This is a genomic window from Vibrio sabulosilitoris, assembly GCF_055391395.1.
Map to the genome: position 1 here is coordinate 3,226,120 of NZ_AP029599.1, position 12,936 is coordinate 3,239,055.

11 protein-coding genes are annotated in these 12,936 nt (G+C 49.6%); 1 reads left to right on the forward strand and 10 read right to left on the reverse strand.

Annotation, left to right across the window (positions count from 1 at the left end; genetic code table 11):
* Positions 1 to 74: 74 nt before the first annotated feature.
* A complete protein-coding gene (gene guaB, locus ACZ5R2_RS15130) occupies positions 75 to 1,538 on the reverse strand; it encodes an IMP dehydrogenase (RefSeq protein ID WP_464900150.1) in 1,464 nt (487 codons plus the stop codon).
* Between the two features lie 172 nt (positions 1,539 to 1,710).
* On the opposite strand from guaB, the gene xseA reads away from it, so the two are divergent.
* Positions 1,711 to 3,090: an exodeoxyribonuclease VII large subunit gene (gene xseA, locus ACZ5R2_RS15135; protein ID WP_464900151.1), complete on the forward strand. Its 1,380-nt coding sequence runs from the start codon at positions 1,711 to 1,713 to the stop codon at positions 3,088 to 3,090.
* A gap of 113 nt (positions 3,091 to 3,203) precedes the next feature.
* On the opposite strand, the gene ACZ5R2_RS15140 is transcribed toward xseA, so the two are convergent.
* The 9 genes from ACZ5R2_RS15140 to rlmN form a co-directional block, all read right to left on the reverse strand.
* Positions 3,204 to 3,425, reverse strand: coding sequence for a zinc ribbon domain-containing protein (locus ACZ5R2_RS15140; RefSeq protein WP_464900152.1), 222 nt, complete (start codon positions 3,423 to 3,425; stop codon positions 3,204 to 3,206).
* 244 nt (positions 3,426 to 3,669) lie between these two features.
* Entirely contained in the window at positions 3,670 to 4,548 is an 879-nt protein-coding gene (locus tag ACZ5R2_RS15145; RefSeq protein ID WP_464900153.1) for an alanyl-tRNA editing protein, read from the reverse strand.
* A 74-nt stretch (positions 4,549 to 4,622) separates the two neighbouring features.
* Entirely contained in the window at positions 4,623 to 6,110 is a 1,488-nt protein-coding gene (gene der, locus ACZ5R2_RS15150; protein ID WP_464900154.1) for a ribosome biogenesis GTPase Der, read from the reverse strand.
* Positions 6,111 to 6,297: 187 nt separating this feature from the next.
* Complete coding sequence (gene bamB, locus ACZ5R2_RS15155; RefSeq protein WP_464900155.1) at positions 6,298 to 7,458, reverse strand: outer membrane protein assembly factor BamB; 1,161 nt, start codon at positions 7,456 to 7,458, stop codon at positions 6,298 to 6,300.
* Between the two features lie 12 nt (positions 7,459 to 7,470).
* Positions 7,471 to 8,085 (reverse strand): YfgM family protein, encoded by a 615-nt coding sequence (locus ACZ5R2_RS15160; RefSeq protein ID WP_464900156.1) that lies wholly within the window; start codon positions 8,083 to 8,085, stop codon positions 7,471 to 7,473.
* 70 nt (positions 8,086 to 8,155) lie between these two features.
* The gene (gene hisS / locus ACZ5R2_RS15165) at positions 8,156 to 9,424 is read right to left on the reverse strand and encodes a histidine--tRNA ligase (RefSeq protein WP_464900157.1); all 1,269 of its coding nucleotides are present in this window, start codon (positions 9,422 to 9,424) and stop codon (positions 8,156 to 8,158) included.
* Positions 9,425 to 9,449: 25 nt separating this feature from the next.
* Positions 9,450 to 10,574 (reverse strand): flavodoxin-dependent (E)-4-hydroxy-3-methylbut-2-enyl-diphosphate synthase, encoded by a 1,125-nt coding sequence (gene ispG, locus ACZ5R2_RS15170; protein WP_464900158.1) that lies wholly within the window; start codon positions 10,572 to 10,574, stop codon positions 9,450 to 9,452.
* A gap of 8 nt (positions 10,575 to 10,582) precedes the next feature.
* Positions 10,583 to 11,497, reverse strand: a complete 915-nt coding sequence (locus ACZ5R2_RS15175) for a RodZ domain-containing protein (protein ID WP_464900159.1) — start codon at positions 11,495 to 11,497, stop codon at positions 10,583 to 10,585.
* 307 nt (positions 11,498 to 11,804) lie between these two features.
* Positions 11,805 to 12,929: a dual-specificity RNA methyltransferase RlmN gene (rlmN, locus tag ACZ5R2_RS15180; RefSeq protein WP_464900160.1), complete on the reverse strand. Its 1,125-nt coding sequence runs from the start codon at positions 12,927 to 12,929 to the stop codon at positions 11,805 to 11,807.
* Positions 12,930 to 12,936: the final 7 nt, after the last annotated feature.

A 12,936-nucleotide genomic window follows, 5' to 3' on the forward strand; every position in this document is an offset into this window, starting at 1 on the left:
TAAATGCTTCAAGGAAAAAGCAAACGTTTTCGTCGGGCGACTCTTATCCAGAGTCTCTAATTTCTGCTGAGAAATTAACCGCGACGGTAGTTTGGTGCTTCCTTAGTGATTTGAACGTCATGCACGTGCGATTCCGCCATACCTGCACCCGAGATGCGGACAAATTCAGCTTTAGTACGCATATCTTCGATAGTGGCAGAGCCAGTTAGACCCATGCTTGAACGCAGACCACCCATTTGCTGGTGTACGATCTCTTTTAGGCGACCTTTGTACGCGATACGACCCTCGATACCTTCTGGTACCAACTTGTCTGCAGCGTTATCAGTCTGGAAGTAACGGTCTGAAGAGCCTTGAGACATCGCGCCAAGAGAGCCCATACCACGGTACGCTTTGTATGAACGGCCGTTATATAGAATCACTTCACCCGGTGCTTCTTCAGTACCAGCGAACATTGAACCGACCATCACACAAGATGCACCAGCAACAATCGCTTTACAGATATCGCCAGAGAAGCGGATACCACCGTCAGCAATCACAGGAATGCCTTGCTTGTTAGCAACTTCAACCGCATCAGCAATCGCTGTCACCTGAGGAACACCGACACCCGTTACGATACGAGTAGTACAGATTGAGCCTGGGCCGATACCCACTTTCACTGCGCTAACGCCAGCGTCGATCAATGCCTGAGCACCAGCAGCGGTCGCTACGTTACCGCCGATGATATCGAGTTCTGGGTAAGCTGCGCGAGTTTCACGGATACGGTTTAGAACACCCTCAGAGTGGCCATGCGAAGAGTCAATTAGAAGAACATCGATACCCGCTTCAACAAGGGCTGCAACACGCTCTTCGTTGCCTGCGCCAGCACCCACTGCAGCACCGACACGCAAGCGACCTTGTGCGTCTTTACATGCGTTTGGCTTGCGCTCTGCTTTGTGGAAGTCTTTTGCCGTGATCATACCGGTCAGTTGGAACTCTTCGTTCACTACCAGTACTTTCTCAACGCGCGCTTCGTGCATCTTCTCTTGCACTTCTTCACTCGTTGCACCTTCCTTCACTGAAGCTAGGTTCTCTTTTGAGGTCATTACTGACTCAACAGATTTGGACAAATCAGTTACAAAGCGTACGTCACGACCAGTGATGATGCCCACTAGCTCATTGTTTTCGGCAACAACCGGGAAACCAGCAAAGCCATGCTTTTCAGTCAAAGCTACAACATCGGCAATCGTCGCATGTGGGTTAACCGTTACAGGATCTGTCACTACGCCAGCTTCAAATTTCTTAACTGTGCGAACTTCAGCAGCTTGCTGCTCGATAGACATGTTCTTATGGATAAAACCAATGCCGCCTTCCTGCGCCAGAGCGATAGCCAGACGGGCCTCGGTCACGGTGTCCATCGACGCAGAGATCATTGGAATGTTTAGAGTAATATTCTTCGTCAGCTGAGTGCGAAGATCAGCTGTATTTGGGAGAACGGTGGAGTGTGCTGGCACCAGGAGTACGTCGTCGAATGTCAGCGCTTCTTTGGCAATTCTTAGCATTTGCAATATCTCACAATTAGGATAGGTAAAAATGGAAAAACCCAAACTCATCGTTTCGCATAATGAGTGCACTTGGCTGTGTTTGGATTAGATATTGCGGAGGGATTATACGGTCAACGAAAACGGTTGGCTACACATTTTTCTATTTTTTATTTGCGTTTTACCCCTTGCTATGTATTATATTGCCGCTAACTTCCATATTCACGCCCTGAGATTCGCTGTGTCTGCTGCGACCAATCCTAATATCTTCACTGTTTCACGGCTCAATGCCGAAGTGCGCCTCCTTCTTGAAAACGAGATGGGTATCGTTTGGCTGCTCGGTGAGATCTCCAACTTCTCAGCCCCGGTATCGGGCCACTGGTACTTCACGCTCAAAGATGCTCGCGCTCAAGTTAAGTGCGCCATGTTTCGTGGTAATAATCGCCGCGTCAGCTTTAAGCCACAGTCTGGGCAGCAGGTATTAGTCAAAGCGCGCCTATCGCTTTATGAGCCACGCGGCGACTATCAACTGATTATCGAAAGTATGCAGCCTGAAGGCGATGGCCGGCTGCAGCAGCAGTTCGAAGAGCTAAAAATGCGCCTTGCAGGCGAGGGGCTGTTCGCCCAAACCAATAAGCAGCCGCTTCCTGAACACCCTAAACAGGTTGGGATCATCACCTCGAAAACGGGTGCTGCTCTATTTGATATCTTAGATGTGCTGAAAAGGCGTGACCCGACGCTTCCAGTGGTGATCTACCCTACCATGGTCCAAGGTGGTGATGCCGCGATTAAGATCGCTCAAGCCATTGGTACCGCCAATGAGCGTAATGAGTGTGACGTACTGATCGTCGGGCGTGGTGGTGGCTCACTTGAGGATCTATGGTCCTTTAACGAAGAGATTGTTGCCCGCACTATTGCGGCGAGCCAGATCCCCATCATTAGTGCCGTTGGCCACGAGATTGATGTGACTATCGCTGACTTCGTTGCCGATATGCGCGCACCAACGCCGTCGGCCGCGGCCGAGTTAGTCAGTCGTGATAACAGCCATAAGCGTCAAGGTGTACAAACTCGCGTCAACCGTTTGTTCAATGCCGCACGTTTGTATTTTCAAGAGCAAAAGCAGCGTCGAGCGCAACTGCTGCACCGACTCGAGAAACAGCACCCAAGCTATCAACTTGAACGCCAGTCACAACAGCTCGATGAACTCGAGCGCCGCATGCAACACGCGATGGCACTGTATATGACCAAGCAACGCAGTGGTGTTGAACGTCAGCAGCAGAAAATCCTGTCTGCCTCACCAGTCAACAACATTAACCAACAGCAACATCAACTCAGTCGCACCCAGCATCGCTTGGTAGACGCCATAAAGCGTCAACTTCTGACCTCCCAACACCAAGTCGCACTCGCGGCTGAAAAGCTCGATGCGGTCAGCCCACTGGCAACACTCAAGCGCGGCTACTCGATCACCCAACTAGAATCTGGACAGGTCGTTACACAGGCTGAGCAAGTTAAATCCGGGGATGTGTTGGTGACGCGACTTGCTGATGGTGACGTTACTTCTATTGCGCGCTAAGCGCAGAGGCGGGAGGCGAGATCGGGCTTTGCCCTGCGAGAGGCGAGGAGTTTCCACCTCGTTGTGACTCCTCGCTCCCCGAAGCGCAGCGTCCTCGCACCTCGTTCCTTTTGTTAATCTTGTACGAATTCGACCCTGACTCGCGATTTAGACTTTAGCTCGTTACAGCTGTTACAGAAATAGCTGGCGGCGCCGCAGGCTTGGAGCTTCTCTAATTGGGCTTGGCAGTCTGGGCAGAAGGCGAGCTTTTTAACGCGCACTTCACACTTATTACACACATAGCCACCATCCCAGTCCAACTCTTGATGACAATTTGGACAATCATTGCTGCTCATTACGACTCTCACTAAATAAGTTTGTTATAAATTGAAGAAGCTGACCCAAGCTTTCGCCAATGATCTTTACACGATCATCGGCGTTTTCCAATCTGATCAGCGATCTGTATCAAAAAGAACATTTATATAACCACACACCGAAAGCATAAGTTACATATCCTGCATTTCAATTTCCTGTAGTATAAAATACTATAGAAATGGTATTGAAACACTAATTACCACACTTAATAAAAGGATCTTATTCTTAATCTGCACTAATTACATTGGTGTGCATTTCAATGTTCTGCGCATCAATTTGACGCAGTTCGACGTTAATCGTCGCATACTCTTTGAGCGATTTCACGTGGGTTCCACCACATGGGATCACGGCAGGAGCTCGCTCACCGAGATCACAGTGCCAGTAGCGTGAATGCGTCAGTGCCTTGCCTTGGCACTCCATTACCACATCCGCGCCAGTAGCAAGCCAGTCCACCAGCTGTTGATTCACCTGCAGGGCTATCTGTTCGAGGTTGGTCAGCATATCGGCGCTATTTAGGCCCCGTTTGCGTAGAGTCTTACCTAAGCGATACTGGTCAACACAACGGTCCTCACTAACAAAACTGGTTTCTTGTGCGTAGCTATTAAAATCGTAATGCCCATGTGGATCGAGGCGATCTGCTTGTTTGCGCCAGTAGCTGCCCTCGACCAGAACTTTATTAAGAGCAAGGTACGCCAAGTGACCTGCACTGTGACCACGACTTAAAGCACGTTGATAGCTTTGATCCACATTCAACGATACGTCAGCATCAACGCTTACCGTCACTTCTCCATCAAGCACGTGTACCACAACAAACGCCCAGCCAAACTGATCGCGCTTTACTGGGATCGCACTATCGACAAACAACTCTCCGGTGGCGAGATCAACGGCACCAACCAGACAATCGACGACCTGGTGTGACTCACTTCCTAGCGCAAGGTTACCCTTATCCGCAGGATGATCCGGCCAGATATGACTCACTGGATGAAAAGGACTTTGCTCGGTGATCACATAGGTTTTATCAGCTTCGTGCTTAACCAGTTGCACCTTGCTCGTCAGCGACCAAATACCATGACAAAACTGTACTTGGGTTGGAGATACTTGCATCTTTACTCCTTAGGTTAAATGCAAAAAGCGCCATAGACTTTGGTCTATGGCGCTTTTAAAATCAATCGACTGGATTACTTCTTACGGCCTTTCATCATGCTCATAAGCTTTTTACGCTTACGTTCTTGAGACAGCGTCATCTTGCTCGACTTACCCTCAAACGGGTTATCGCTGCTCTGGAACTGGATACGGATTGGTGTACCCATGATATCGAGAGACTTACGGTAGTAGTTCATCAGGTAACGCTTGTACGAATCTGGCAGCTCGTTAACTAGGTTGCCGTGGATCACCACGATTGGTGGGTTGTAACCCCCTGCGTGTGCGTACTTAAGCTTCACGCGGCGGCCACGCACCATTGGTGGTTGGTGATCATCGGTTGCCATCTTCATGATACGGGTCAGTACTGAAGTGCCCACGCGTGTTGTTGCTGAGTTGTATGCCTCTTGTACCGACTCAAATAGGTGACCAACACCTGTGCCGTGCAGCGCAGAGATAAAGTGAATGCGCGCAAAGTCAACAAAGCCAAGACGACGGTCGAGCTCTTTCTTCACGTGCTCTTTGACATCCATATCCAGGCCGTCCCACTTGTTAACAGCAATCACAATTGAACGACCCGCGTTCAATGCAAAACCTAGCAGGCTCAAGTCTTGATCCGAGATGTTCTCACGTGCATCGATAACTAGCAGTACTACGTTAGCATCTTCAACCGCTTTCAGCGTTTTTACCACCGAGAACTTTTCAACTGTCTCGTTGATACGCTTACGACGACGTACACCCGCCGTATCGATTAGGACATACTCACGACCGTCACGCTCCATCGGGATATAGATAGAGTCACGCGTTGTGCCTGGCATATCGTACACCACCACGCGCTCTTCACCCAAGATGCGGTTAGTCAGGGTCGATTTACCGACATTTGGACGACCGATGATCGCCAGCTTAATTGGCTTTTCTTGCAGGCGTTGGTACTCGGCTTCAGCCTCTTCCTCGGTGTAATCGAGTTTCTCGTCCTCAACGTCTTCAAACTCGGTCAGATCTTCAATCTCACCCTGCTGCTGCTCAAGCAGCTGCTCAGCAAATGGGTTTAAAGCACGATCAATCAGAGCGCCGACACCACGGCCGTGCGCTGCAGCAATCTGGTACATACTCTCAACACCCAGCTGCCAAAAGTCGGCACTGGCTGCATCGGCATCAATACCATCAACCTTATTCACCACCAGCATTGATGGCTTTTCGATCTTACGCAGGTGATTTGAGATCGCGATATCCGATGGCGTCAGACCAGCACGGCCATCCACCATAAACAGCACCACATCCGCCTCATCAATTGCCGCTAGCGACTGCTCCGCCATTTTGGTCTCAACACCTTCCTCAGTACCGTCGATACCGCCGGTGTCGATCACAATAAATTCGTGCTCACCAAGCTTAGCTTGGCCGTATTTACGGTCGCGCGTTAACCCAGGGAAATCCGCAACCAATGCGTCGCGCGTACGAGTCAATCGGTTAAACAACGTCGACTTACCAACGTTCGGACGCCCAACGAGGGCAACAACAGGTACCATAATAACCTCTACACTATGTTCTCTCTGTAGCTATAGGTAACCGCTTGCTTATCAGTTCGCCAACGTTTTACCTATAACCACAAGTTTATAAAAGATTGAGTAATTTTCGTCCCTTGTTTACTCGCTTTCAATAAAACGGCCCCTAACTGCGCAGCAGCCAGGAGCCGAATGTGAATACTATCACAAATTATTTGTTAAGCGTCAGTTTCTTTACATCGCCATTACGCGTGATAAGCACATAGCCATCATCTACCGCGATTGGGCTGACAGCAAATCCACTCTCATCAACTAACTGCTTAGAGACAAAGTCGCCTGACTCACGATCCAGCCAGTAAAGGTAGCCTTCACTGTCCCCCACCACCACATGACGCTCAATGATCACCGGCGCGGTCAGCAAGCGGTGCTCAAGCTGATTGTTAACCCACAACTCAGTACCACTGCGCGCATCGACCGCCACAAGATGGTCTTTGTCCGTCGCTAGATAGATGTTGCGGTTATCGGTCGTCATATCGTTGGCTGATGAGTATGGGCGTTTCCACACTGGCTGCCCAGAGCGAAGATCAACGCTGACCAAGTTGCCATTAAAGCCAACAATGTACAGCGTGCTACCAAGAATAATTGGTGACGCATCGACATCGACCAAGCGATCGATCTCAGTTGCCCCTTGCGGCAAACCGATCGGTTGCTGCCAGATCAACTGACCATTATCGACAATGGCTGCCGCCAAGCGACCATTCGCCGTGCCCCAGAAAACACCACCAGACACTGCTGCCGGGCGACTATCACCGCGCAGAGTCAGGTTCGGTACATCCATACTGATGGCCCAGCGCTGATTACCGGTATCTTGGTCTAGCGCCAGTAGCATGCCGCGAGCGGTATGCACGATAATAAGGTTGCTCTCCGCAATCGGCGCGGTTAAGACCTCACCCTCAACTTGTGCTCGCCACAGCGTTTCACCACTGTCTTGATCAAGGGCGATGACTTCACCATTTTCACTGCCGATATACACCTTAGAGTAGGCGCCTAAAATACCGCCAGAAAGACGAGCAGAGGTATCGCCTGCGAGATTAGCTTGCCACAACTGCTTACCATTTTCAGGATCTAGCGCCTTGATTAAGCCCTCTCGGTTTGCAACAAACACCTTGTCATAAGCATATTCTGGCGACAGCTTAGAGAAGTAGTGTTCAACACCACTGCCAACTGAACTTTTCCATTGTTGCTGAGGAGAAAACTGACTCTCCACCTCTGGCACTGGTGCCATGATAATGGTGTCTTCTTCTCCCGCACATCCTGCCAAAATACCAAGTGCCACCGCTGGCATCAGTACTTTGCGAAGCAGTTTATTCATCAAAGGCAATCCTTATTTCGCTAAGTCGTCCAACTTCATTTGCAGACCTGGACTGTTGTCTGCTGACTGCTGCGCTTCTGAATACGCTTGGTAAGCCGCATCTTCATCACCTGAGCGAAGCAAGATATCACCACGTAGTTCAGCGACACGACCCGCCCAGTCTTGGTGCGTCAATGAGTCTAGGCTTGCCAATGCATCGCTATCGTTACCTAGTTCTGCTTGTAGGCGTGCCACGCGATAAGTCGTAACTGCTTTCAATGCGTTATCACCAGTATTGGCCTGTGCCCAGTTGAGCTGCTCAAGAGCGCCATCAAGCTCACCCGCTTCAACCTGAGCTTTTGCCAGCTGAAGAGCGGCGAGTACAGCGTATTCAGAGTCGCTGTTAGTGCTGATAAAGGCTTCGACTTGGTCTTGAGCTTGCGCACCTTGATCAGTCAATTGTGTCATCGCTGTCATGTAAGCATCAGAGGCAGCCTCCTGCGCTTCAAGCACGGAGTCCTGGTAAAAACGCCAGCCCAGAAGACCACCAATACCTACTACTGTGCCGACAATAACGGCCTTGCCGTTTTCCTTCCACCAATCCTTAATGGCTTCTACTTGTTGTTCTTCGCTATCGTAGAGTTCCACGTGCATTCCTCTATAAATCTACGCAAGAAGGCAGTCAACGCTGCCTTCTAAAATAAAATGGGTTATCTAATTAAACCAGTTCACTTAGTTTTGTCACAGCATCTTGCTGTGACATCGTGGTTTGCTCACCACCAATCAAATCTTTTACCACCACAGTGCCATCAGCAACTTCGTTCTCACCAAGAACCAATGCCACCGCTGCGCCAACTTTGTCCGCACGCTTGAACTGCTTCTTAAAGTTACCGCCACCGAAGTGATTCATTACGCGCAGGCCCGGAACTTGTTCACGAAGCTGCTCAGCCAGCTTCATCCCCGCCATCATGGTACCTTCACCCGCAGTCACCATGTAAACATCAACACCACGGCGTACCTCGGTAAGATCAAGCGTTTCCATCATCAGAACCAGACGCTCAAGACCCATAGCAAAGCCTACCGCAGGGGTTGGCTTGCCACCCAGTTGCTCAACCAGGCCATCATAGCGGCCACCACCACACACCGTGCCTTGTGCGCCTAAGCTCTCAGTGATCCACTCGAACACGGTGCGGTTGTAGTAGTCCAGGCCACGTACCAAACGCTCATTAACGGTATATTCGATGCCGGCTGCGTCAAGAAGTTCACACAGACCTGTAAAATGTTGTTTCGACTCTTCACTTAGGTAGTCAGATAGACGTGGCGCGTCGCCAAGAATGGCTTGTACGTCAGAGTTCTTTGTATCCAATACGCGCAGTGGGTTGGTGTGCATACGACGCTTACAGTCTTCATCCAACACCTCTTCGTGCTGCTCAAGAAACGCAATCAGCGCAGTACGGTAGTTAGCGCGATCTTCGGTTGAACCAATCGAGTTCAGCTCTAGGCGTACGTGCTTATCGATGCCCAGCTCACGCCATAGGCGCGCTGTCATCATGATTAGCTCAGCGTCTACATCAGGACCATTTAGGCCGAAGACCTCGACACCACATTGGTGGAATTGACGGTAACGACCTTTTTGTGGGCGCTCGTGACGGAACATAGGGCCCATGTACCATAGGCGCTGCTCTTGGTTGTATAGCAGACCATTTTCGATACCCGCACGCACACAACCTGCAGTGCCCTCAGGGCGTAGGGTTAGGCTATCACCGTTACGGTCTTCAAAGGTGTACATCTCTTTTTCTACCACGTCGGTCACTTCACCGATCGCGCGACTAAATAGATGCGTCATCTCAACGATTGGCATACGTACTTCGTTGTAACCGTATGCACTAATTACGTTTTTCACTGTACCTTCCACTTTTTGCCAAAGTGGAGATTGCGTTGGGAGGCAGTCGTTCATGCCTCGAATTGCTTGAATTGTTTTTGCCACAATACTTACCGTAATGTCGTTGAGATTAATTTGATTCGATATTTTTGACGTCGATGCGACTGTCGCTATCGAGCGTCGCCGCTTTGGCGCGGATCTTTGCTTCGAGCTGATTAACTAGGTCATCATTGTCAAAACGCTCTTTTTGACGCTTACCATCTTCGTAGAAAGCGCTCTTCTTGTTGCTTCCTGCCAGCCCTAGATGTGACACTTCCGCCTCACCAGGACCATTAACCACACAACCGATGATAGACACATCCATTGGGGTAATAATATCTTCTAGGCGCTGTTCAAGTGCGTTGACTGTGCCTATTACATCAAACTCCTGACGTGAGCAGCTTGGGCACGCAATAAAATTGATTCCACGCGAGCGAATACGCAGCGATTTTAGGATATCAAAGCCAACTTTGATCTCTTCCACTGGATCAGCGGCTAAAGAGATACGCAGCGTATCACCGATACCTTCAGCCAGCAGCATACCTAAACCGACGGAAGATTTCACTGCGCCGGCGCGCGCGCCGCCCGCTTCTGTGATCCCTAAGTGCAGTGGTTGGTCGATTTTTTGTGCCAACAGGCGATATGAGTCCACCGCCAAGAAAACATCAGACGCCTTCACACTTACTTTAAACTGGTCAAAGTTGAGTCTATCAAGAATATCGACATGGCGCATTGCCGACTCGACTAGCGCCTCTGGGGTTGGCTCGCCATATTTCATCTGGATATCTTTTTCCAGAGAGCCGCCATTGACACCGATGCGAATTGGGATGTTCTTATCGCGGGCGCAGTCGACAACCGCACGAATGCGGTCTTCTTTGCCGATATTGCCTGGGTTAATACGCAGACAGTCGACACCGTATTCAGCCACTTTAAGGGCAATGCGGTAGTCAAAATGAATATCCGCCACCAGCGGTACCGACACTTGCTGCTTAATTTGCTTGAAGGCCTCGGCAGCATCCATGGTGGGAACGGAGACGCGCACAATGTCTGCACCGACATTTTCCAGAGCGCGGATCTGCGCAACGGTGGCATCGACATCCGTTGTGCGTGTGTTAGTCATTGATTGAACGGCGATTGGTGCACCATCACCAATAGGCACATCGCCCACATAAATACGCGTAGAGGGGCGACGTTTGATCGGAGATTCGTGTTGCATAATGTCTACTATGGTAAGGTGATTCGAGCTACTTTACCCGCAGTATACCCAGAAAGGTCCACAGGTTCACTTGCAAAAGTGATCGAAACGTTCTGTGGGGCACCTAAAACAAGGCTATAGCTGCCTGGCTGGTCAAAATCGAGTACTTCACCCGCGCTCTTGGTTCCGATGGCCAGCGTCGCACCTGTCGCATCTTTGACCTGAAGCCAGCAATCACCAGTTAGAGTTAAGCGCAGTCTTGGCAGATCAGCATCGACAACCGGTACTTCTTCTTCAACCACGACCTCTTCAATCGTCTCAGCAACCAGCGCCTGTTCCTCAACCAAAGCCGTGTCATCGCTCACTTCATTCTCAGGCAATGTTTCAGGCTCTGGGTTATAGATTGGCTGTTCTATCTCTGGTAATGGCTCTAACGTAGTAAGCTCTTGGATTTCGTCGTCAAGTACCGTCACCTGCTCCGTCAGCTCTTCAATCTGAGTGCTTGGCTCTTGAACCAACTCAGGCTCTGCTAACTCACGCTCACCAAGCCACCAAAGGACGCTAATACCCACCACCGCAATCACTACAGCACAAGAAATCAGTATAATGCGGCTGTCTTGCTTCTCCTTGTTGGTCTTTTTCGAGAAGCTATGCATTGCCTGTTCTTTGACAGCAGTCGAGTCACAGTCATCCAGAGCATTGAGGATCTCTTTTTCAGGCACTCCCACCAGCTTGGCGTAGTTACGAATGTAGCCGCGGGTAAACGTCGCCACCTGTTGCTGGGAAAAATCGTTGTTTTCAAGATTTTGTACCACAGAGACTTTAAGGCAAAGTCGCTCAGCGACCTGCTCTTGAGTGAGCCCCAGTTCTTTACGTTTTACTTTAAGCAGTGTACCGGCTTGGATTTGTGGTGTCTCTGCGACACTAGGTTCTTCATTTGTCATTGAGAATAATTTCTAAGTTGGTCCATTCGGAGGTGCTATCGTTATTATTTTTCATAACCGAATAGAGAGTGTGCTTTTGTTCAGTATAATCACGCTAGGTTAGATATAGCCAATAGACGAGACCGCGTGTTAATAAATGCGAAAAATATCGTGTTCATTCTAATAGATAATAACTTCGAAACAACATGACCAGCAGACAGAAATTGACTACGCATCAATGTTTTTTCACAAAACTGACATTTTCACGGCAAATAAAAACCAAAAACCAGGCTAAAAGACCTGGTTTTTTCATCATACGTGGGTTTTGTTAAACCGATTTGACATCCAGCATCTCGCCTTTGGCCACTCGCTGTTGCTGAGTACGTTTGGTGCGGTCAATCACATCGCCCACCAACTGGCCACAAGCCGCATCGATATCGTCACCACGCGTCTTACGTACCGTGACCGTGTGATCATATTGCATCAAGGTCTTTTGGAAGCGATCAATACGTGAGTTGCTCGGTTTTTTGTACGGCGAGCCTGGATATGGGTTAAACGGAATTAGATTGATCTTACACGGCGTGTCTTTAAGTAGCTCTGCAAGCTCACGCGCATGGTCCATATCGTCGTTGATATGATCAAGCAACACATACTCAACCGTCACCTTACCGCGGTTGGCATTGGAGGTCGCAATGTAGCGACGCACTGACGCAAGAAAGTCTTCAATATCCCAGCGGTCATTGATCGGCATAATAGAGCTGCGTAGCTCATCGTTTGGTGCGTGCAATGAGATAGCCAATGCCACATCAATTTGACCAGCCATCTGATCAAGACCGGATACCACCCCTGAGGTTGATACTGTTACACGACGCTTCGAGAGACCAAAGCCAAGATCGTCTAGCATGATCTCTAGAGATGGGATCAGGTTTTTCATGTTCAGCAATGGCTCGCCCATCCCCATCATCACCACGTTGGTGATTGGGCGGCGACCGGTCTCTTTCTCTAGACCAACTTCACGTGCAGCGCGCCACACCTGACCAATGATCTCAGAAACCTTTAGGTTACGGTTAAAACCCTGTTGCGCCGTTGAGCAGAACTTACACTCAAGCGCACAACCCACCTGTGAAGACACGCACAATGTAGCGCGATCATCTTCTGGGATGTACACAGTTTCAACGTCTTGATCGCCAACGCGCATAGCCCATTTTATCGTGCCGTCTGACGAGTGCTGAGCATCAGAAACTACAGGTGCCTTTACCTCACACTTTAGGTGAAGTTTTTCACGTAGTTTCTTGTTAATGTTTGTCATTTTATCGAAGTCATCGATACCGAAATGGTAGATCCACTTCATCACTTGGTCAGCGCGAAACGCTTTTTCGCCGAGCTCGTCTGCGAAGAATGCACGCATTGCCTTGCGATCAAAATCGAGTAGATTGATTTTCTCTGTGGTCATATGGCCT

Excerpts from the sequence above, each read along its gene's own strand:
- guaB (WP_464900150.1), bottom strand. The coding sequence starts at position 1,538 with ATGCTAAGAATTGCCAAAGAAGCGCTGACATTCGACGACGTACTCCTG.
- xseA (WP_464900151.1), top strand. The coding sequence starts at position 1,711 with ATGTATTATATTGCCGCTAACTTCCATATTCACGCCCTGAGATTCGCT.
- ACZ5R2_RS15140 (WP_464900152.1), bottom strand. The coding sequence starts at position 3,425 with ATGAGCAGCAATGATTGTCCAAATTGTCATCAAGAGTTGGACTGGGAT.
- ACZ5R2_RS15145 (WP_464900153.1), bottom strand. The coding sequence starts at position 4,548 with ATGCAAGTATCTCCAACCCAAGTACAGTTTTGTCATGGTATTTGGTCG.
- der (WP_464900154.1), bottom strand. The coding sequence starts at position 6,110 with ATGGTACCTGTTGTTGCCCTCGTTGGGCGTCCGAACGTTGGTAAGTCG.
- bamB (WP_464900155.1), bottom strand. The coding sequence starts at position 7,458 with ATGAATAAACTGCTTCGCAAAGTACTGATGCCAGCGGTGGCACTTGGT.
- ispG (WP_464900158.1), bottom strand. The coding sequence starts at position 10,574 with ATGCAACACGAATCTCCGATCAAACGTCGCCCCTCTACGCGTATTTAT.
- ACZ5R2_RS15175 (WP_464900159.1), bottom strand. The coding sequence starts at position 11,497 with ATGACAAATGAAGAACCTAGTGTCGCAGAGACACCACAAATCCAAGCC.
- rlmN (WP_464900160.1), bottom strand. The coding sequence starts at position 12,929 with ATGACCACAGAGAAAATCAATCTACTCGATTTTGATCGCAAGGCAATG.